This is a genomic window from Vibrio ichthyoenteri ATCC 700023 (genome assembly GCF_000222605.1).
Lineage (GTDB): Bacteria > Pseudomonadota > Gammaproteobacteria > Enterobacterales > Vibrionaceae > Vibrio > Vibrio ichthyoenteri.
Map to the genome: position 1 here is coordinate 12,827 of NZ_AFWF01000222.1, position 20,228 is coordinate 33,054.

Consider the following 20,228-nt stretch of genomic DNA (forward strand, 5'->3'; position numbering starts at 1 on the left):
AGAGATGAATACATGAAATTACAATACAGCTTACTAGCTCTTGCTATCGTAAGTGGCTCAAGCTTTGCTCAACTATCTGATAAAGCAGGCTTTAGTGGTGAAGTGTCAATCAGCACAGGTTTCTACTCAACTGAGTCAAACCTGAATACTCATGATGACAACAAAAATATCGACAGCAACTTAGGCGCGCCAAGTGACGCAGTTTCTGGTGCACTAATTCTGCCACTAGGTAACGTTGCTTACACATTTGGTAACGGCTTAAACCAACAGTTTTACGCGGGTACTTCTCGTGAAGATATCGCAACAGGTACACTGGCGTTTGAACTGGGTTATAAATACCAACTAGCATCGGGCATGATCATCAATGCCTCTATGCTACCAACCATCATGTCTGGTGAAGTTTGGGCTGACCCATACCAAGCAAAAAATCGTCAAACAACCGATGAAGATGGCAACGCATACCGTCTAAAGCTTGAGAACATTGCAGGTTCTAAGTTCACAGTTGATATGGCATACGCAACTAAAGACATTGATAATGAAAAGTCAGGCGCAGCGCGCGAACCTAATGATATGGACAGCCTACGTCGTGATTCAAACGCGTTCATTTTCAAAACTGATTACAAATTGTTCTTGGATCAACAAACCATCCTAACACCACGTCTGTCTTACATCAGTTCAGATGCTGACGGCGATGCGAACTCATTCACTGGCTACGGTGCAGAGCTAAGCTACTTCAAGCTTTTAGACCGTCACCAGTTTGCCCTAACCGGTGGTTTCAAAACGCGTGATTACGATGCAAACAACGCAGTTTTTAATAAAACTCGTCAAGATGATGAATTCAGCCTATTTGCCGCTTACGAATACGCAAACATCATGGATTGGCAAGATTGGTCACTGATTTCGCTAGTAGGCTTCAGCAACAGCGATTCAAACATCGACTTCTACGATAAGAAAGATTACATCATGTCAGTGGGTATGAACTACCAATTCTAATCTGGCTGATTAACGACAAAGCAAACCCACCATCATGGTGGGTTTTTTGTGCCTGCAAGCGAAAAGATAATAACCCTACACTGATTGCGCATGCAGATGACGCATCAGTCGGTCCATCGCTCTATACCCCAACGCTTCTGCAAGATGAGCACGGGTAATGTCTGATTCTCCAGCCAAGTCGGCAATGGTGCGCGCCACTTTAATAATGCGATGATAAGCCCGCACTGATAGCCCTAAACGATGCAACGCTTGCTCTAAAAACTGCGCGTCGGTCTTATTCAACTGACAATAACGCTCGATCTCACGACTACCCAGCAAAGCATTGGCTTTACTACTGCGCGTAAGCATCTTGTCACGAGCTTGCTCGACTCGCGTTTTCACCATTTCCGTCGCCTCACCTCGCTCACCACCAGAGGCCAAAGTACCTTGCGGCAAGGCTGGGATTTCTAACGACATATCAAAACGATCCAACAACGGCCCAGACAAACGACCCAAATAACGTAACGCAGCCTGAGAATTGCCGTGACTTTGCTTGGCATCGTAATGGCCACTTGGGCTTGGATTAAGTGCTCCAACCAATTGAAAGCGAGCCGGAAAACGGGTTTTGCCCTGTGCGCGTGAAATAATAATCTCGCCAGATTCCAGCGGCTCGCGTAACGCATCCAGCACTTTGCGTTCAAACTCAGGCATTTTCCTAATATTGAGTTTGAGTAATAAATATTGTCAATTTGAGGCTTTGAATGTTGTGAGTGTTGTCCGAGTTAGTGGAGCGCATCGCTTCAGATGCTAGCGGAAAGATAGGTCATTCATTTTTCTATTTAGTCGAGCAAGTCGCTATGTTATCCGTTCAATCTGACTTCTTCACTTAGCCCTTCCCATGAATGAGTATTCACTTAATCGTCAGGTGCAACAACTGATTCAATCACAGAATTCAGATGGAGAGCGAAACTACCAACTAAAACAGTTATGCCCCAAAACGTTTTAGTTAAATCTATTAATAGCGCAGATAAAGTGGTGCAATAACTTACTTTTTCTAACCCTAGAACATCTACAAGTCTGTAGGTTTTATCAAAGTTAGTCTGCCGAACTACAAAAAACAGAGCTAAGAGATTGTAAAGATAGCTTTATGAACTTCTCACCCATATCGTCATCAATGGTGTATTTAGTCTGTTCTTTTCCATCAACTTCAACCTTTTCATCTAGGATAGTGAATCTAGCTCTATGCTCGCTGTCTGGTGCAGTTAGCACTAAATCACCCTCACTATCTGAGATTTCATCAAACCACAATTCAAGTGTTGGTAGTTCTTCCCTCATAGGGAACTGGAATTTTTCGTATTTACCTTCAACTACGGCTATGTCGTCAAACTCAAAGCGATTGGTTAGGTCTTCCAGTAACTTCTGACATGACTCTTTAACGAGATTCTGTAATGGTGTCGCATTGAACATCTTCATAACTTCTCTAGATGACACGTCATACTGTAGGTTGGTAAAGCTCGCCTCTCCAACTACACCCATATGACCACGAATAACTTCTTCAATTGCACTGAAAGTATTTAGTATGTTTTGGTCTCTAGAGCTTCCGTCTTCTTCTGGCGGTACATCCCATACCTCTTTGAAGTCGTCACCCATGTAATATGCGAGGTGCAAAACCTCTGAGTAAGCTCTACTAAAGATTTCCACGCTAGAATCTGACAAGTCAATGAACTTTACCCCTATATCATCACTTAGCTTGTGAAGGTTATTTTGTAGGAGTGTGTACATTTGCTGAATGAAGTTATCTAAAACTCGTCTCTGGTCAGGGTTCTTTTCTTTGTGCTCTGAGAAATGCTCATAAAAGCTATAAAGGATTTCACCCGTATCAGTTATGAATCTATTAATTTCCGCTACAGCAGTCGGTTTTAACGTGACTTCGCCTTTTTCTTGAATGCGGTTGAACTCGTACAGTTCTGAGAAAATTACAGGTAAATCTTCCTCAGTGATGTACTTGAACTTCGCATTGTTTACCCGTCTTCCCATGACCTTTTCAAAATGCTTTTGTTGCTCGTAATACATTTCATAAAGACGTTTGTCTTTTTGTAACTCTAATCCTTTCATTGTCTGCTCTGAACGGTGGTTAGCCGTTACCCACGCAACTAAAGGAATGCTCAAAGAGGCGATAGTCATAGGAATCTTGAAGGTAGTCCAGAAGTCAGCTAGTAGCTTGGGCGCATCTTCATAGGTTTGGAGCACGTAACCCAGTGCTAGCGAGCCTAAAATCGGTACTCCTATTGCAGCTTTGAATAACTTAGTTTGAGATAGTTTTTTGTTATCTGACATTGGCTCTACCTTCTTATTGAACCACCTATCGCCATACCACCTCGTGAGGCGGTCGCTAGAATAAAATTGTTATCCAAATTAGCTACAGTCCGAAAGCAGGTTTCGAAGTGACCATCATGAAGAAGTTGGTCTCTGGTATCTTCTGGGAGAGTGAAGGAGCTATTATCTTTGTTAACAATATCTTTGGTGACCATGCTGTAATGAGTATTGAACATGGCAGAGGGCATCTTCTCCTCTTGCTCTGGTACACCAAAAGGAATCACTTCTTCAAAGAAAATTCGTAAAAATCCTTTTTGGTTTTCATTCAGGTCTTTAGAAAACTCCATCAAACTCTGCTCCCTAACTTTAGCTAGGTATTCAATCAAACACTCTCTTACCGTGGGGTGTAATTTGTATACATGCTCTTGGAAGCTTTTCCTACCAATAGCAAGGATGTAACCAGTTGTTTCGAAGTGTTGGGCAGGGTCTCTTCTCCTATGTAAAGCTACGTTATCATTTAACATGCTTTCGAGTAGTGACAGATGACCCTTTTCAAGGTGGGGTAGTGTTGATTCTACTTCTCGTCTAAATGCCAAGGCTTTATCTTGGGCTTCTTTCTTTGCAGCCTCTTGTGCCTGTTCGTGCAGACGCGATTCTTCATTTTTGTCTCTTCTACTCTTGTTCCAAGACTTGAGCCAATATAAAAGCTCTATGGATATATGGGAAAGGCTGTAAGCGGTCAGCATGAGTATGTAAGGAATGTATTCGCTTGGTAGTCCTTTTGAAGCCATGAAAGCACTTGTGAAGCTCCAAAAAAACACTAGGAACAACACAAAAACAAATAGCTTTAAGGCTGTCTTAACTGAAGTTATTGCTGTTACAAGCTTTAGAATCCATTCTGGCACTTTGTTACCCCATGAAGATATGTAAGATGACGAATTATATCATTTTTTTACAACGCACCGTGAATATGGATGTGCAGATTGGTGAGTATCGTGTGTAACCCAGATCAAGGAAAGTAGGTGCCCTAAATATTGCTTTGAGAACAATCAACCTTTAGTTAAGCGAAAACCGTTAGTTTTAGATAGCCACAAGGTTTGCAATACCTCAACTAATACAGCTTTGCTTAGTAACTGACTCATTTTTGTCCAAAAACGAGTTACATGACCGCTTGGTGATGGGCTTTTACTGTGCCGAAGATACAATGCTTTTATCTATATCAGATTGAAAAGCAACCAATAGCTTCTTCATTTCACTAAGTGCTGCTGTAGGCGTTAACTCCTTCCTTGCTATCTGCTCTTCTAACAGCTCAATCTGACGCTTTGCCAAATCAACACTCGACTTTAGAGATACTGCATTATAAACCTCTGTGTAGCCGTGAATATCTGCAAATGCGAGATCAATATAAGTATCTAAAGAGCTAAGATTCGTATGACCTGTCCACTGCTGAAGCTGCATTTTAAACGTTTGCGTGTGAAGTAAGTGCTTTCGGAAATCGTCCTTATCATTCACTTCTTTAGTGGCAAGAATAAGCTCTTTGAGCTTATCTGTTATAAATGCGTGTCTCCATAAGTGCGGGTGTAACTCTCCCTCGATACCAAGCTCTTTTTTCCATGAGTTAATGTAAGTTGTCCATGAATCTGCGGATAAGCGTAAACCTGTTTTTAAACTGACAAACAGATAATCATGCTGGTTTTTTTTCTTCCTCATGACTTTCTTACGAACTTTGATGTAATCCGCAATCACTGATAACAAAAGATGTGGAACAGGTATCTTTCGAGTGGCATTGTCGTCTTTACGTTTTAAAGTGGTAAGCGTGAGCATACCTGTACGTCTCGCTTCTTCATAATCGCTCATTTTAATCAAATGAAGCTCCGTTACACGAGCGCCAAGTTGTTCCATTGCAGTATATAACGCCATGTCCCTTTTGCGTTTATCTTTATTTTTCTGTGTTTTTATAAACTCCCACACACGCAACGCATCATCTTCCGAAACAGGGTGACGTTTCTTTATCTCGTCTTTAGTTGGTACAGCAGAATGCGTAATTTTAGTGCCTTCAATGAACCCTTTATAGCCTTCCTGTTTGCGTTTGTAATGCTTCTCAAGTATCTGAATTGAGTTACCTTTATCTTTGCCAATGAAAGCACTCAAATCATGAAACTCTTGGATAAACTGCAAAAAATCCAAACAGGTATGCGCAATCTTTATAACGGAGTTATTCTTGCGTTTTAGCTCGCCAAGTGGTGTTCTCTCCGCCTGTAGTGATTGAATGAAAAGAGTGAATGTTGCATCAGTAAGTTGACTAAATTGGCTCAATAATGGCTGTTTTTCAATAAAGTGAACCAAGTGGATGATATCGTGGGCATATCCTCGAATAGTGTCACTTTTTAAGTTTCTCACCATCAAACTATGGATGTAGGCATTGGCTTCATAGCAAGGAGTATGATTACTGTAGGTTACGAAAGGAATATCCAGTGGCTTACGAAAGACAAGCTTCCCATCAAACCCAAGATGACTCCATTGCTCAAAGTTTTTAAGCTTACGAACCGCCATCATAGCTCTCCATTCAAAGTGAAGTTCATCTGCGCTTCAATCTTCCTATTGTGCTCTCGATAAAGCTCCTGTCGTTCTTCTACTGTTCCTTCATGATTCGCTAGTTGCTTTAATCTAGAACGCAACTCTGAAACCATAACGGTCAGTAAAGAATTGCTGCGCTGCGCTGCATCCAGCTCCGATTCAAGCTCAGAAACTTTGTGCTTTAAACCCACGACGGTTTGCTTGTTGCCTTTGGAAGCTTTCTCATCGAGACGTGCAGCCTCTATCGCCAGTTTTGCATTTATACGAAGTTCATCTAATGATAAGAAGCCTCTTTCCAGAAGTGATTCTGAGATGCTTTTGACCGTGTTTAATGAGCATGATGTGATATTACGCTCTTGATTCTGGTATTTAGCGATACCAGATTGAGACTTGAGCGCCTTTAATAGTTCTTCATCATTTTTAAACTCAGTTGGGGCTGTGATGATTTCCTTCAACAGCTTTTCTGTTTCAAGTATCTTAGTTTGGTTTTTCTCTAACACTTTCATTGCCCATTCCTCAATCGAGGTCTTTGATTTTTAAAATTAGATTAAAAGTTTGAGTTGTATTTCCATCATCATCTTCGATGGTGAAGAACTCTGGCTCAAGCGTGATTCGACCTTCCTCTAAAAGCTGAATAACCTCTGTTTCGATGTCCTGCTCTTTTTGAAGTTGGCTTATGTGAGGGACGGTTAGATAAGACTCATCATCGTAATCTTCTGCGGCTTCACTCACTGACTCTATCGTGATGGGTGTTGAACTATCACCTGTCAGGCGTTCTGCAATGATTTTGCGAACCTCTTCGATTCCTTCTAGCTTCGCAAGTTCAGAAGTGGAATCGACCACGCCACGAACAATTACACTAGCTTTAGCTCCATTTAGAACCGCCCCAGTTTCCGACTCAGAGATATAATGGTATAAGTGTTCCATATCAGAATGTCCGAGCATCCAGCGCAGAGCATCCATTCCATCAAATCCTTTTGACCAAAAGAACGCCATAGCAAAGAAGCGTCTCAATTGGTGCTGACGGACATAATTACGGCGATACTCTCCGTTATCGTACTCCACCAAGTCCGTTTCTAAGTAATCACATAAGGCATCAAGGTGAGCATTATATGTATTGTGAGAAACCTGACTTAACTGCGAGCACTTTGAATTGAGGTTGTTAAACAAAGATAACTTTCCTTTGCATAACCTCAACTCACTCGCTTTGATGTTAAATTGCTCCAGTTGCCAAATGAACCTTGCGATAGATAAGGGAATAGGTCTTTCTATTGTTGCGTTCACCCCTTTTGAGCCCGTTTTTTTTACCTTAAATATCAGGTTGTACTCTGTTTTTGCACCCGCTTCTGAAAAGGGACTTACATTAGGTGAAAGGTTGCCATGTGACTTCAACTTGATTAATTCATCTTGTCTTCGAGCCATGATTGCACCCACTAAGACTTGCATTGCGCCTTGCAGTACAGAGAACAAATCAAACAAGCTCTCATTAGCTCGAATCCGCTCAAAGCGACTTTCCACACTTTCTGCAAAGCCTTGAATCTGCGTTACCCCTTTTTTGAGGTATTCACTACTCAGACAGTTGATTGCCTCCGTTTGAAACCAGTAACCTCGCTCCGAACCAGACATCTCTCGATGCAACTCTTCATCCCAAGCTCGGGTGGATTCTTGTGGGCGGAGTGTATTGGGTTTTGTTGCAGCAGATTTGCTTCTTGCTTTAGATAGCAGTGTTAATGTTTCATCCAGTAAAGTAACAACGCCTTCCTCTATAGGTAGATGCTCTTTGGCAAACTCATAGCACTGACGAATTAAATTAAACACAAAGGTAGGCGGCAAGGTGCGGGTGCGTCCTGCTTTTTTTAAGCTAACTAACTGGCTAATGTGACCTGAGCTGACACGCTCGGACAAGATTGAAGGGGTTGCCGCATCTTCACGCTCAAGGTTGGTATGAATCAATCGAATTGTTTCAATCCATATTGAGATAGTCCGTTGATTAGTGCCTGTTGAGGTGTCTTTATTCTCAACCGCTCGATACTCTGAGTTTCGCCTTGGCGCTTTGAGGTGAAGTTCTGCGTAGTTGGGAATATTGATGTCGTGGTAAAGCATCTTACCTTTAAACAACAACTCACCCAGCACAGCACCGTTGCCAGTGTATTTTATGTATTTTCCAGAGTGATAATAACTTTGCTCAAAAAGCCAAGCACACGCCTTCTCTCTCTCTGCTAGAAATAAGAAACTTTCATCTTGCGCAATGTCTTGTGTAATGTAGGGGAAATTTTCTTTAAATGTTTGTGCGTCCGTATCAGAAATGCTTTGAGAAGCGTTATTAAGTAATACCTTGGTATGTTTATCAATTTCATACACACCTTGAAAATTTCCGTGTTCGGCGACTTTCGTCAAGATGTTCAACCAAAAGTCATCATTCACATTCAGAAGGTGATATTTTGCTAGCTTCAATTCTTTTGAGTGCAACAAGACCGCATTGATGAGAGCGATAACTTTGTTAACTTTGCGGCAAGCAGTTGTTGGACTGATAACCTTCCCACCGTTTTCAAGTGGATTATCTGCTGCCGTAATCCAGTATTTAAAGCTGTTTAACAGCTTTTGGTGTTTTTTATCCGTGAGTTTCTTACCGTCATCTAAGTAAACCGAGTCCCAATGTATCGTTTTTGGGGTTTTGCCAAATGTTAGTACCCACTTGTTTTCAGGAAAGCTGGATTCTAACCATTCAGGCTGTCTGTCATCGTAACCGTAGATGCCAGTATGGATATTCGTGATGATATCTAATGCTCGATAGTCATCATTTGCTACTGAGAAATTGATAATTTCTTCAAGAGTCTCGGCGCTTAAACCATTTAGAACCGAATGGTCTTCCTGGATGTTTTCAATGAGGTTAGCAATAGAGGAATTGTCGATAGCAACACTTAACATAGCAGCGCTCCCTTAATCGAGTCAGTATCTAGTTTGTTCTTGGTGGCAATATCAAGCATTCCCATCAAATCATCATCCGCACTATGCTTGCCTGAACTCAGGGTATCTAAAACAAACACCGCTGATTGATACCAGTGAGCCACAATATCTAAAAAAGAGTCCTCATCATCACTGCTCTCAACAACAAAGCGTATCGCCATCAACAACTGCAAAAGTGATGTCGAGATAGTGTATGTCAACTGGTCGAACACTAAGGATTCAGAGGTTTCATTATCAGTTGCGGTCTTTTGAACAAAACCGTGGTCGAAATGCTCTGGAATGTTGCTTATGCCGTGATTATTCAAGAACTCTTCGATGTCCTGAGCGCTCATGTTCACAGCATCTAGTCGGTACACCGAGTCTTTCATGGCTTCAAGCAAAATGGCGTTCTGAAACTGACGTATCCAACGTGCATTAAAGAAGTCCATGAGTGGTTTGGGGAGGTAAGAGGTCAGTAGATTTACGTCTTTCTTTTCATGACCAAGCGCCTCGGCAACGGCATCCATTGAGCGTGTTTCCAAATAAATTTGAAAGCCTCGGTGTCGTCTAATGGAACGTAACGAATGGATATCGGAAATGGCTTGGGCATCTTCCAAGGTTATGTCGCTGCTCTTATCAAAGAGTGTTTCACTTTGAAGCCAATTATAAAAATCATTTGCCGAATGAAGAGTATTATTGAGATCGCTTGGACTTATCACATTGGTAGCGGTTGCAGTCAAAATCATCTTTCGCCAATTCACATTCCCTTTTTGCTTCAGGTATTCACGGCTCATGCGAGTATGCTGTATCAGGAACTCAACTATAGATTTAGAAAACTCATTGAGCACTACTTCTTGCTGCGCATTGGTAGACCCTTTGCGTGATTTGTGACTGACCGCAATGTGCTGATTACCAACTTGCTTATAGCCCACCATATTGCCATTTACATCAAATAAGTCCCATTTTGCTAACCAAGAAGGTGTTATCAAAGGATGTTCTATCACAAGCAGCGTCAAAAGAACGTTCAGTGTTGATTTGGTTGGTAAATTTAACTCTGTTTTGAGTTGGCTAGCGTTACCGTAAAACCCCAAAAATGATAGATAGCTAGCGTCTTTTGCAGCGATGCCATGTGCATAAAAGGTTGCTACTGTATTATCTAACTTATCTTCACCGACAAAGTTCGTATATTCTCTATTGCCTAGCGTGCCGCTCAATGGTTTAACTAAGCCTGTGCTCTGAAATGCTTTATTTCTCTTCTCTCGCTCTAAAAGCTCATAAAATTTCAAGAGACACACATGCCTGATGTGCGCCATATCTCGCTCTACACGTTGCTGAATAATTGAAACAGCCTCTTCATCTTTAATTTTGAGTGGAATGTTAGCAAACCATCGAAGGTTTTCTGGCTGCGTAGCATTGCCGCCAATTGAAAAGGTGGGTGCTGCATCTTTTGGGTCTTTCCAGTCTGGAACGATGAATGGTTTGTGAGGCTCAGCAAAAACACCCGTGTTGATAAAGCACTCGGTATAATAGTTAATGGTATTTCGCCACTTAGCATGAAAATCTTTTGGGCAGTTATCGGCTGCTTGAGAGCGCACAAATAGCACTTTAAACACCTTATGGAAGAATAGCTGCACATGATTACGGCTTAAAAGGGCTTCTATTGTCAGCCCGTCTCGGTCGGTATAAACAGTGGAGATACCTACAAAAAGTTTTTTGAGTCCCTTTAATGCGTGGGTCAGAGATGATGATTTTTGTGTAAAAGCATAGTTTTTTAGAGCAAGATGAACCTTGTTGGTAAACGCCTCACCAAAATTAACATAAAGCGTATCCAGATGAGCCTCATGTTCTTTGCCTTCTTTTGATAACACCCGCCAACCATCAAGGTAGTCAGACTTTGATTTATCTATATTAAGCTCTCTGAACTGAGCTAGACAGGTCGAAACGTCTTCTGTGATTTTTAAACTCGAAAGCTTTACTTCATCAAGAGTTAAATGTTTATCTTGCGCAATGTAGCAGAAAAGATTTTTGAGTTGATTACCAATCTTATATCTATGCTTGATAGTGGTATCATCATAGTTATAAACAAAGCCAATGAGCGACTGGAAGTGTGCATTAAGTGAGCTTGAATCATTCAGTATTTCCAATGCACTGTAGTTACCTTGTTTAACCAAGTAGCAGTAAGCTGCATAAAGATTCAATGTTGGTTGTATAGACGTTGGGGTGACTGAGGATTCAGCAGCAAGCGCTAGGTAGTTAGAGTATTCGACTGACAGTGCAGTTTTTAATAAAGAAAGCTCATTTAGTGTTTTTACATTCACAACCAAACCTCATAAATTGACAACTCAAAATTAGATTAGTTGTCAGAGTAATTCTTGTCAATGTAAGAAAAGGTGCTAAAACACATTTAATCCAATAACATTCAACAACTTAATATGAATCTGATGATTTTTAGTTATTAGGATTATAGGAATCTCATCGAGAAATAACAAGCCATTGTGAGCAAGTGAAATTTCGCCGGGCCTAGGTACTGAACCGCCCCCAACCAGCGCCGCCATCGAACTGGAGTGATGTGGCGAGCGAAATGGTCGCAATTTCCAATTGAACTGATTAATTTCTTGTTGGGTTAATGAGGCAACGGACGCCGATTCCATCGCTTCTTCGTCCGACATGTCAGGTAGTAGGTCGCGCAAACGCGACGCTAGCATGGTTTTACCCGTGCCGGGAGGACCAAGAAAAAGTAAATTGTGGTGGCCCGCCGCTGCGATTTCTAGCGCTCGTTTACCTTGTTGCTGGCCAATAATATCGCGCAGATCTCGTGAATGCGTGTGCACTTGAGGTTGAGCATCGGTTTGGTGTAATGCTAACGCTTGTTGACCACACAAATCTGCGCACACTTCGAGCAAGCTTTGCGCCGATTTATGTATCTCTTTACCCACCAGCGCGGCTTGATCACCATTGCCATGTGGCACCACCAACTGCTGCGCGATTAACGCGGCTGGCAACACACCTTTCACCGAGCGTAACTCGCCCGACAATGCCAATTCACCGACAAACTCACGTTGGCTAAGCGGATGAATGGGGATTTGCTGTGAAGCAGCCAAAATACCCAAGGCAATCGGTAAATCAAAACGGCCACCCTCTTTGGGTAAATCGGCAGGGGCTAAATTGACCGTAATCCGCTTGGCGGGAAACTCGAAGCGCGAGTTAATGATCGCACTGCGTACCCGATCGCGAGATTCTTTCACGGTGGTTTCCGGCAGACCCACCAATGCAAATCCTGGCATGCCATTGCTGATATGCACCTCTACCGTCACCAACGGCGCTTCCACGCCCACTGATGCTCGGCTGTAAACCACAGCTAAACCCATACATTCCCTTATTATGTTCACTTTTAAGGCGGCTATTTTTATAGCGCCATTGTTATATAGCGTGGCGACTTGCTGAGATAATGTGAAAAAAGAATGAGTTTTTGCTTGTCATTTAACGGAAATGTGTGATACCACTAGTGACGCAAACAATTACGTACCATATTACGCAAACACAACCATTAGAAATTAATAATGACATTAAACGCCCGCTTACATGCACTGATTGCCCTGATTATCGTGGTCATTATTAGATTGCGCGGGGTCTAGTGGGCTAAAGAAAGCCAAGAATTAGATAAACCCCCGCACTGAAAAGTTCGGGGGTTTTTTTCAATCAATTGGGATGAAAATTAGGCAGGCAAGGCCAGCAAATTATAATCAAACTCTCCGCTTAGCGCTCATTGAACGAGCAAGACACATGGCGAGAGAGTACAGGAAGAATGGGAGCGCACATGAAGTGCAAACAACACAAGGACAGCTACCAAGGTAGCACAGGAGGTGGTCAATGACCGGTGCAGAGTTAGTTGTTGCCGCACTCGCGCAACAAGGAATTAAAACCGTATTTGGTTACCCTGGCGGGGCCATCATGCCGATCTACGATGCCCTCTATGACGGTGGTGTTGAGCACATACTCTGTCGTCATGAACAAGGTGCAGCAATGGCTGCGATTGGTATGGCACGCGCAACACAAGACGTTGCTGTATGCATGGCAACTTCCGGACCGGGAGCGACCAACCTTGTCACAGGCCTCGCTGATGCCTTTATGGATTCCATTCCTTTAGTTGCTATCACCGGCCAAGTCGCCAGTTCCCACATTGGTACCGATGCCTTCCAAGAGATGGATGTGATCGGCATGTCACTCTCTTGCACCAAGCACAGCTATCTAGTCACCGATATCCATGATTTGGCACCGACACTTGCCGAAGCGTTTGAGGTAGCAAAAACCGGTCGTCCCGGCCCTGTCATTGTTGATATCGCCAAAGATGTCCAACTCGCACAAGCACCCACTTCTATTCTACCGCCTTGCACACCACCAGCTCATCCAGTTGTGAGCAACGATGCCCTGAGCAGAGCCCAACAAATACTCAGCGATAGCTCTCGCCCAGTCCTATACGTCGGCGGCGGAGTACAACTGAGTAATGCGACAGACACCGTTCGAGAGTTTTTACGCCTCAATCCAATGCCATCAGTCAGCACCTTAAAAGGCTTGGGCACCATCGAGCGTCATGACTCCCATTACCTTGGCATGTTAGGCATGCACGGCACTAAAGCCGCCAACCTCATCGTACAAGAAGCGGATCTACTGATCGCTGTCGGTGCACGCTTTGATGACCGAGTAACCGGCAAACTCGATACCTTTGCACCTAATGCCAAGGTAATTCATATTGATGTGGATGCCGCAGAAATCAATAAACTCAGAACCGCCAACGCGCCACTGCGCGGGGATGTTAAAGCAGTGCTGCCTCAACTCGCTTTAACGCATGATATTACCCCATGGCTTAGCCACAGCGAGAGCTTGCGCACTGGATTTACTTGGCGTTATGACCATCCTGGTGAACTTATTTTCGCTCCAGCATTGCTCAAACAACTGTCCGACATGATGCCTGATAGCTCAATCGTATCGACGGATGTTGGCCAGCACCAAATGTGGGCAGCGCAACACATCCAGCCACGCGAACCACAAAATTTCATCACTTCAGCAGGTCTGGGCACGATGGGCTTTGGTCTGCCAGCAGCCATGGGCGCCTCTGTTGGTCGCCCTGATGACCAATCTATCCTAATTACTGGTGATGGCTCATTCATGATGAATGTGCAAGAGCTAGGCACGCTTAAGCGTCGCCAAATTCCCGTCAAGATCGTCCTGCTCAACAACCAACGTTTAGGCATGGTGCGCCAATGGCAATCGCTGTTCTTTGATGGTCGCCATAGCGAAACTATTTTGGACGACAACCCTGACTTTGTGATGTTGGCAAAAGCGTTTGATATTCCGGGTAAAACCATCACGAAGAAAGAAGAAGTTGAACCGGCTCTAAAAGAGATGCTAGCAAGTAAAACCGCTTACTTACTTCATGTATTAATTGATGAAGAAGAAAACGTATGGCCACTCGTTCCACCGGGTGCGTCGAACAGTGAAATGCTGGAGAACACTTAACATGGAAAGATACTTACTCGATATCAAAGCAGACGATAAACCGGTGCTACTTGAGCGTGTTCTTCGCGTTATTCGCCATCGTGGTTTCATCATTAAACAAGTGGCGGCAACCCAAAACCATGAAAGCCATGTCGCCAGTGTCGAGATCATCGTCGACAGTGATCGCCCGATCACCTTTATTACCAATCAAATTGAAAAACTGTGGGATGTTCGCACTGTCGATGTAACCAAAATCGCTCGTGATCAACTACCAAATAACAACTTACAACAAAAAGTTTGTGCATAAGGAAGGCAATACAATGGCTACAAATACGGCAGATTATATTTGGTTTAACGGCGAGATGAAGCCTTGGGCAGAAGCGAACGTGCACGTACTCACACACGCAATGCACTACGGCACCTCCGTTTTTGAAGGTGTGCGTTGCTACAACACCCCAAAAGGTCCGATTGTTTTTCGTCACCGCGAACACGCGCAGCGCCTAAAAGATTCAGCAAAAATTTATCGCTTTCCTATTCCATACACGGTGGATGAAATCATGGAAGCAACCCGAGAAACTCTACGCCAGAACAAGCTTGAAAGTGCCTATATTCGCCCATTAGGTTTTGTCGGCAATGTAGGTTTAGGTGTTTGCCCTCCCGCTGATACCGCAATGGAATTAATCATCGCCGCCTTCCCATGGGGTTCATACCTTGGTGAAGAAGCGCTAGAAAATGGCGTTGATGCAATGATTTCCAGTTGGAACCGCGCCGCGCCCAATACCATCCCAACCGCAGCTAAAGCGGGTGGTAACTATCTTTCATCACTGCTAGTTGGCGGTGAAGCTCGTCGCCATGGTTATGACGAAGGTATTGCACTCAGCGTTGATGGCTACCTTTCAGAAGGCGCAGGTGAGAACATTTTTGTTATCAAGGATGGCATCATTTTAACCCCGCCAACCACCAGCGCAATCCTACCGGGTATTACCCGTGATTCAATCATGACTCTAGCGCGAGATATGGGTTATGAAGTACGTGAAACTAATATTGCTCGCGAAGCACTATATCTCGCAGACGAAGTCTTCATGACCGGAACTGCAGCAGAAGTGGTTCCCGTTAGCACCGTGGATAAAATTGAAGTTGGCTGTGGTAAACGAGGCCCAATAACCAAAGCGCTGCAAGAAGCGTACTTTGGATTATTTAATGGCACCACGGAAGATAAGTGGGGTTGGTTAGATTACGTTTACTCACAAGAAGCCGCAAAGTAGTAGAGGAATAAGGATATGCCTAAATATAGATCTGCCACCACCACTCATGGTCGTAACATGGCAGGAGCACGCGCGCTATGGCGTGCCACCGGCGTTAAAGAAGAAGATTTTGGTAAACCAATAATCGCAGTGGTGAACTCGTTCACTCAGTTCGTACCCGGCCACGTTCACCTCAAAGATATGGGCCAACTGGTTGCGGGCGAAATTGAAAAAGCCGGCGGTATAGCTAAAGAATTCAATACCATTGCAGTTGATGATGGAATCGCGATGGGCCACGGCGGCATGCTGTATTCACTGCCATCACGTGAACTGATCGCCGACTCAGTGGAATACATGGTTAACGCCCACTGCGCCGACGCCATGGTGTGTATCTCTAACTGTGACAAAATCACTCCGGGGATGATGATGGCTGCGATGCGCCTAAATATCCCGGTAATCTTTGTATCTGGCGGCCCAATGGAAGCGGGCAAAACCAAGCTGTCCGATCAAATCATCAAGCTAGATCTAGTTGATGCGATGATCCAAGGCGCCGATCCAACCATTTCCGATGAACAAAGTGAGCAAGTAGAGCGTTCTGCATGTCCAACTTGTGGTTCATGTTCAGGCATGTTTACCGCCAACTCGATGAACTGTTTGACCGAAGCGCTGGGTTTATCTCAGCCAGGCAACGGCTCAATGTTGGCGACGCACGCCGATCGTGAGCAACTGTTTATCAATGCCGGTAAGCGCATCGTCGATCTGACTCGTCGTTACTACGAGCAAGATGATGCCTCAGCACTACCACGCAACATCGCTGACCGCGCCGCGTTTGAAAATGCAATGGCGCTAGATATTGCGATGGGTGGCTCAAGTAATACCGTTCTGCACCTGCTCGCCTCAGCGCAAGAAGGTGAGATTGATTTTGATATGAACGACATCGATCAGATGTCTCGTCGCGTGCCGCATTTATGTAAAGTGGCACCATCAACGCCAAAATACCACATGGAAGATGTTCACCGTGCAGGCGGTGTGATGGCGATTCTCGGCGAGCTCGATCGCGCTGGATTACTCAACAACCAAACTCGTACCGTGCTTGGTCTAACCATGCAAGAACAGCTCGCACAATACGACATTATGCAAACCGAAGATGAAGCGGTGCTGAAGTTCTTCCGCGCAGGTCCTGCCGGCATTCGCACCACCAAAGCTTTCTCGCAAGATTGTCGCTGGGATCGCCTTGATGATGACCGCGTAGAGGGTTGTATTCGCACTAAAGAAAACGCCTTTAGCCAAGAAGGTGGCTTAGCGGTGCTTTCTGGCAATATCGCGCTTGATGGTTGTATCGTTAAAACGGCTGGGGTTGATGAAGGAAGCTTGGTCTTCCAAGGCCCTGCGGTAGTATTTGAGAGCCAAGATACCGCGGTTGATGGCATTTTAGGTGGAAAAGTGAAAGCGGGTGATGTGGTGGTGATCCGTTATGAAGGCCCGAAAGGTGGCCCGGGTATGCAAGAAATGCTCTATCCAACCACCTACTTAAAATCGATGGGACTGGGTAAGTCTTGCGCACTATTAACCGATGGCCGCTTCTCTGGTGGTACCTCAGGTTTATCGATCGGTCACGTTTCACCAGAAGCGGCGAGTGGCGGCACGATTGGTTTGGTGAACGATGGCGATATGATTGCCATTGATATTCCGAACCGTTCAATCTCACTGCAAGTGAGTGAAGCAGAATTGGCAGAACGCCGTGCTAAGCAAGAGACTTTCGGTTGGAAACCTGTTGATCGCCAACGCACTGTGTCATTAGCCCTAAAAGCTTATGCCAGTTTAGCCACCAGCGCCGATAAAGGCGCGGTACGTGATAAAAGCAAACTAGAGGGCTAATCAATGGTCATGAAAGGATTGGTAGAGACTCTATCGCCCGACCAAGCCCTACCATCTGGCGCAGACTATCTGCGTCAGGTGCTGCGCGCGCCGGTATATGAAGTAGCGACCGTCACCCCTCTACAAGCGATGCCTCGCTTATCTGCTCGATTAAATAATCAGGTGCAGCTTAAGCGCGAAGATCGCCAACCTGTCCATTCTTTTAAACTGCGCGGCGCCTACAATATGGTCGCAAGCTTAACTGAACAACAAAAAATTGCTGGCGTGATTGCAGCATCGGCAGGTAATCACGCCCAAGGGATGGCTCTCTCAGGCACCAAGTTGAGCATCAAAACCACCATCGTGATGCCCAAAACCACCCCAGATATCAAAGTTGATGCGGTGCGTAGCTTTGGTGGCAAAGTGGTCCTACACGGTAATAACTTTGATGAAGCGAAAGCAGAAGCCGAGCGTCTCGCTGAGAAGCATGGCTATACCTTCGTTCCACCTTTTGATCACCCTCTTGTGATCGCAGGCCAAGGGACGATAGGCATGGAAATGCTGCAGCAAAATAGTCATTTAGATTATATCTTCGTACCGGTGGGTGGCGGCGGATTGGCTGCTGGTGTCGCGGTATTGGTCAAGCAACTGATGCCAGAGATCAAAATCATTGCGGTAGAGCCAGAAGACTCAGCCTGCTTAAAAGCGGCGCTGGATGCTGGTGAGCCGGTGGTACTGGATCAAGTCAGCATGTTTGCCGATGGCGTGGCGGTAAAACGCATTGGTGAAGAGACCTTCCGTTTATGCCAACAATACATTGATGGTCATATCACGGTATCAAGCGATGAAATTTGTGCCGCCGTGAAAGATATCTTCGAAGACACTCGAGCGATCGCAGAGCCTTCTGGTGCGCTGGCCCTTGCCGGTTTAAAGAAGTATGTCGATAAGCAGCAATTAAACGGTAAATGCTTAGGGACGATTTTGTCAGGGGCTAACACCAACTTCCACGGTTTACGCTACGTCTCTGAGCGCTGCGAACTGGGTGAGAAACGTGAAGGCCTACTCGCAGTAACGATTCCAGAACGCCAAGGCGCTTTCTTTGAATTCTGCAACTTAATTGGTGGCCGAGCGGTGACGGAATTTAACTACCGTTACAACGATGATTCACTCGCCAACATTTTTGTCGGTGTGCGCCTCAATGAAGGCCAAGCGGAATTGGACAATATCATTCAAGATCTGCGTGCTGGTGGCTACCCTGTGGTTGATCTCTCCGATGACGAAATGGCCAAACTGCACGTACGTTACATGATTGGTGGCAAACCATCGAAACAACTTAAAGAGCGGTTATACAGCTTTGAGTTTCCAGAATATCCCGGCGCACTGCTGAAATTTCTCAGCACTCTGGGTACCCATTGGAATATCAGCCTGTTCAACTACCGCAATCACGGCGCTGACTATGGTCGAGTGTTATGTGGTTTTGAGCTAGATGAGCAAGACCTCGCCCGTTTCTCTTTGCATTTAAGAGAGCTTGGCTATCAATGTAAAGACGAGACCAATAACCCGTCCTATCAGTTCTTCTTATCTTAAGTGTGCACGCTAAGTACGCCATTACTTAGTGAGCCACACATACCTTCGACAAAGTCAGTCCCTGCGGCTGACTTTGTTCTATTCTAACTAAGTGAAACCGTTATAATTATGCACTTAACGCATAGACTCAATGCTAAAGTTTCATTTTCGTCATACCCTATTCCAGACTACACTAGCGGTAGTTAATTGATTGCTGTCCCTAAGTGGAGAAACCTATGTTTAACGCTCTGATTTTGAACCAAGAAGAAAAACGTACTATTGCTGCCATTGAGCAGATCGATGAATCACAGCTGCCTGAAGGCGATGTATTGATCGAGGTTGATTACTCATCTTTAAACTATAAAGACGGCCTAGCGATCACCGGTAAAGGTAAAATCATTCGTAACTTCCCAATGGTGCCTGGTATCGACCTTGCCGGTACTGTTGTTAGTTCAGAAGATAACCGTTACCAAGCGGGTGATAAAGTGGTACTAACTGGCTGGGGCGTTGGTGAAAACCATTGGGGTGGCATGGCACAACGTGCACGCTTAAAAGCAGATTGGCTAGTACCACTGCCACAAGGTTTAGATAGCAAAAAAGCAATGATGGTGGGCACTGCAGGCTTTACCGCGATGCTTTGCGTACAAGCACTACTTGATGCGGGTGTTAAACCAGAAGCGGGTGAAGTGCTGGTTACTGGCGCAAGTGGTGGTGTGGGTTCTGTAGCGGTAACGCTACTGGCTCAGCTAGGCTACAAAGTGGCTGCTGTTACAGGTCGCGTTGAAAAAAATGGCCCACTACTAGAGAAACTTGGCGCTAGCCGTATTATCGATCGCAGTGAGTTCGCCGAACCAGCTCGCCCACTAGAAAAACAAATCTGGGCCGGTGCAGTTGATACTGTTGGCAGCAGCGTACTGGCAAAAGTACTGGCGCAAATGGATTACAACAGTGCAGTAGCCGCTTGTGGTCTTGCCGGTGGTTTCGATCTTCCAACCACTGTTATGCCGTTTATCTTACGTAACGTGCGTCTACAAGGGGTAGATTCAGTTTCATGCCCATTTGAAAAACGCATCGCCGCTTGGGAAAAACTGGTTGAGCTACTACCAGACAGCTACTTTGAACAAGCATGTACTGAAGTAGAACTGGCTGAAGCACCGAAATACGCTGAAGACATCACCAACGGTCAAGTGACTGGTCGTGTTGTGATCAAGCTGTAATCGCTTCTGCGTTATTCCTTAGCGTGAGGAACGAGCG

At 44.8% G+C, this 20,228-nt stretch carries 13 protein-coding genes and 2 pseudogenes; 7 read left to right on the plus strand and 8 right to left on the minus strand.

Annotation, left to right across the window (positions count from 1 at the left end; all coding sequences use genetic code 11):
• Nucleotides 1-12 precede the first annotated feature (12 nt).
• Nucleotides 13-993, plus strand: a complete 981-nt coding sequence (locus RH85_RS16085) for a DUF2860 domain-containing protein (RefSeq protein WP_006713761.1) — start codon at nt 13-15, stop codon at nt 991-993.
• Between the two features lie 75 nt (nt 994-1,068).
• On the opposite strand, the pseudogene RH85_RS16090 reads toward RH85_RS16085, so the two are convergent.
• The 8 genes and pseudogenes from RH85_RS16090 to RH85_RS16125 all read right to left on the minus strand — a co-directional run.
• Nucleotides 1,069-1,698 (minus strand): annotated as a pseudogene (locus RH85_RS16090) (magnesium chelatase subunit ChlI family protein); the annotation flags it as partial.
• A gap of 369 nt (nt 1,699-2,067) precedes the next feature.
• Entirely contained in the window at nt 2,068-3,309 is a 1,242-nt protein-coding gene (locus tag RH85_RS16095) for a hypothetical protein (RefSeq protein ID WP_006713763.1), read from the minus strand.
• A 5-nt stretch (nt 3,310-3,314) separates the two neighbouring features.
• Nucleotides 3,315-4,193 carry a hypothetical protein gene (locus RH85_RS16100; protein WP_006713764.1) on the minus strand — a complete coding sequence of 293 codons (879 nt, stop codon included), beginning with the start codon at nt 4,191-4,193 and terminating at the stop codon, nt 3,315-3,317.
• A 280-nt stretch (nt 4,194-4,473) separates the two neighbouring features.
• Nucleotides 4,474-5,841, minus strand: coding sequence for a tyrosine-type recombinase/integrase (locus RH85_RS16105; protein WP_006713765.1), 1,368 nt, complete (start codon nt 5,839-5,841; stop codon nt 4,474-4,476).
• Nucleotides 5,841-6,371 carry a hypothetical protein gene (locus tag RH85_RS16110; protein WP_006713766.1) on the minus strand — a complete coding sequence of 177 codons (531 nt, stop codon included), beginning with the start codon at nt 6,369-6,371 and terminating at the stop codon, nt 5,841-5,843. The genes RH85_RS16105 and RH85_RS16110 overlap by 1 nt, the downstream gene beginning before the upstream one ends.
• A gap of 10 nt (nt 6,372-6,381) precedes the next feature.
• Nucleotides 6,382-8,793 (minus strand): hypothetical protein, encoded by a 2,412-nt coding sequence (locus tag RH85_RS16115; protein WP_006713767.1) that lies wholly within the window; start codon nt 8,791-8,793, stop codon nt 6,382-6,384.
• Nucleotides 8,787-11,129: a hypothetical protein gene (locus tag RH85_RS16120; protein WP_006713768.1), complete on the minus strand. Its 2,343-nt coding sequence runs from the start codon at nt 11,127-11,129 to the stop codon at nt 8,787-8,789. The genes RH85_RS16115 and RH85_RS16120 overlap by 7 nt, the downstream gene beginning before the upstream one ends.
• A 147-nt stretch (nt 11,130-11,276) precedes the next feature.
• Nucleotides 11,277-12,179: pseudogene (locus tag RH85_RS16125) on the minus strand (YifB family Mg chelatase-like AAA ATPase); the annotation flags it as partial.
• 502 nt (nt 12,180-12,681) lie between these two features.
• On the opposite strand from RH85_RS16125, the gene ilvG reads away from it, so the two are divergent.
• The 6 genes from ilvG to acuI all read left to right on the plus strand — a co-directional run bounded on the left by ilvG (nt 12,682) and on the right by acuI (nt 20,191).
• Nucleotides 12,682-14,328 (plus strand): acetolactate synthase 2 catalytic subunit, encoded by a 1,647-nt coding sequence (gene ilvG / locus RH85_RS16130; protein WP_006713770.1) that lies wholly within the window; start codon nt 12,682-12,684, stop codon nt 14,326-14,328.
• A 1-nt stretch (nt 14,329) separates the two neighbouring features.
• A complete protein-coding gene (gene ilvM, locus RH85_RS16135; RefSeq protein ID WP_005597332.1) occupies nt 14,330-14,614 on the plus strand; it encodes an acetolactate synthase 2 small subunit in 285 nt (94 codons plus the stop codon).
• A gap of 13 nt (nt 14,615-14,627) precedes the next feature.
• A complete protein-coding gene (ilvE, locus tag RH85_RS16140) occupies nt 14,628-15,572 on the plus strand; it encodes a branched-chain-amino-acid transaminase (RefSeq protein WP_006713771.1) in 945 nt (314 codons plus the stop codon).
• A 15-nt stretch (nt 15,573-15,587) separates the two neighbouring features.
• On the plus strand, nt 15,588-17,429 hold the full coding sequence (gene ilvD, locus RH85_RS16145; protein WP_006713772.1) for a dihydroxy-acid dehydratase: 1,842 nt from the start codon (nt 15,588-15,590) through the stop codon (nt 17,427-17,429).
• A 3-nt stretch (nt 17,430-17,432) separates the two neighbouring features.
• Nucleotides 17,433-18,995, plus strand: coding sequence for a threonine ammonia-lyase, biosynthetic (ilvA, locus tag RH85_RS16150; protein WP_006713773.1), 1,563 nt, complete (start codon nt 17,433-17,435; stop codon nt 18,993-18,995).
• A gap of 215 nt (nt 18,996-19,210) precedes the next feature.
• The gene (acuI, locus tag RH85_RS16155) at nt 19,211-20,191 is read left to right on the plus strand and encodes an acrylyl-CoA reductase (NADPH) (RefSeq protein WP_006713774.1); all 981 of its coding nucleotides are present in this window, start codon (nt 19,211-19,213) and stop codon (nt 20,189-20,191) included.
• Nucleotides 20,192-20,228 lie beyond the last annotated feature (37 nt).

Bases quoted from the DNA above. Each gene is read 5' to 3' on its own strand.
- ilvG (WP_006713770.1), top strand. From the start codon at position 12,682: ATGACCGGTGCAGAGTTAGTTGTTGCCGCACTCGCGCAACAAGGAATT.
- ilvE (WP_006713771.1), top strand. From the start codon at position 14,628: ATGGCTACAAATACGGCAGATTATATTTGGTTTAACGGCGAGATGAAG.
- RH85_RS16095 (WP_006713763.1), bottom strand. From the start codon at position 3,309: ATGTCAGATAACAAAAAACTATCTCAAACTAAGTTATTCAAAGCTGCA.
- ilvA (WP_006713773.1), top strand. From the start codon at position 17,433: ATGGTCATGAAAGGATTGGTAGAGACTCTATCGCCCGACCAAGCCCTA.
- RH85_RS16110 (WP_006713766.1), bottom strand. From the start codon at position 6,371: ATGAAAGTGTTAGAGAAAAACCAAACTAAGATACTTGAAACAGAAAAG.
- ilvD (WP_006713772.1), top strand. From the start codon at position 15,588: ATGCCTAAATATAGATCTGCCACCACCACTCATGGTCGTAACATGGCA.
- acuI (WP_006713774.1), top strand. From the start codon at position 19,211: ATGTTTAACGCTCTGATTTTGAACCAAGAAGAAAAACGTACTATTGCT.
- RH85_RS16085 (WP_006713761.1), top strand. From the start codon at position 13: ATGAAATTACAATACAGCTTACTAGCTCTTGCTATCGTAAGTGGCTCA.
- ilvM (WP_005597332.1), top strand. From the start codon at position 14,330: ATGGAAAGATACTTACTCGATATCAAAGCAGACGATAAACCGGTGCTA.
- RH85_RS16105 (WP_006713765.1), bottom strand. From the start codon at position 5,841: ATGGCGGTTCGTAAGCTTAAAAACTTTGAGCAATGGAGTCATCTTGGG.
- RH85_RS16115 (WP_006713767.1), bottom strand. From the start codon at position 8,793: ATGTTAAGTGTTGCTATCGACAATTCCTCTATTGCTAACCTCATTGAA.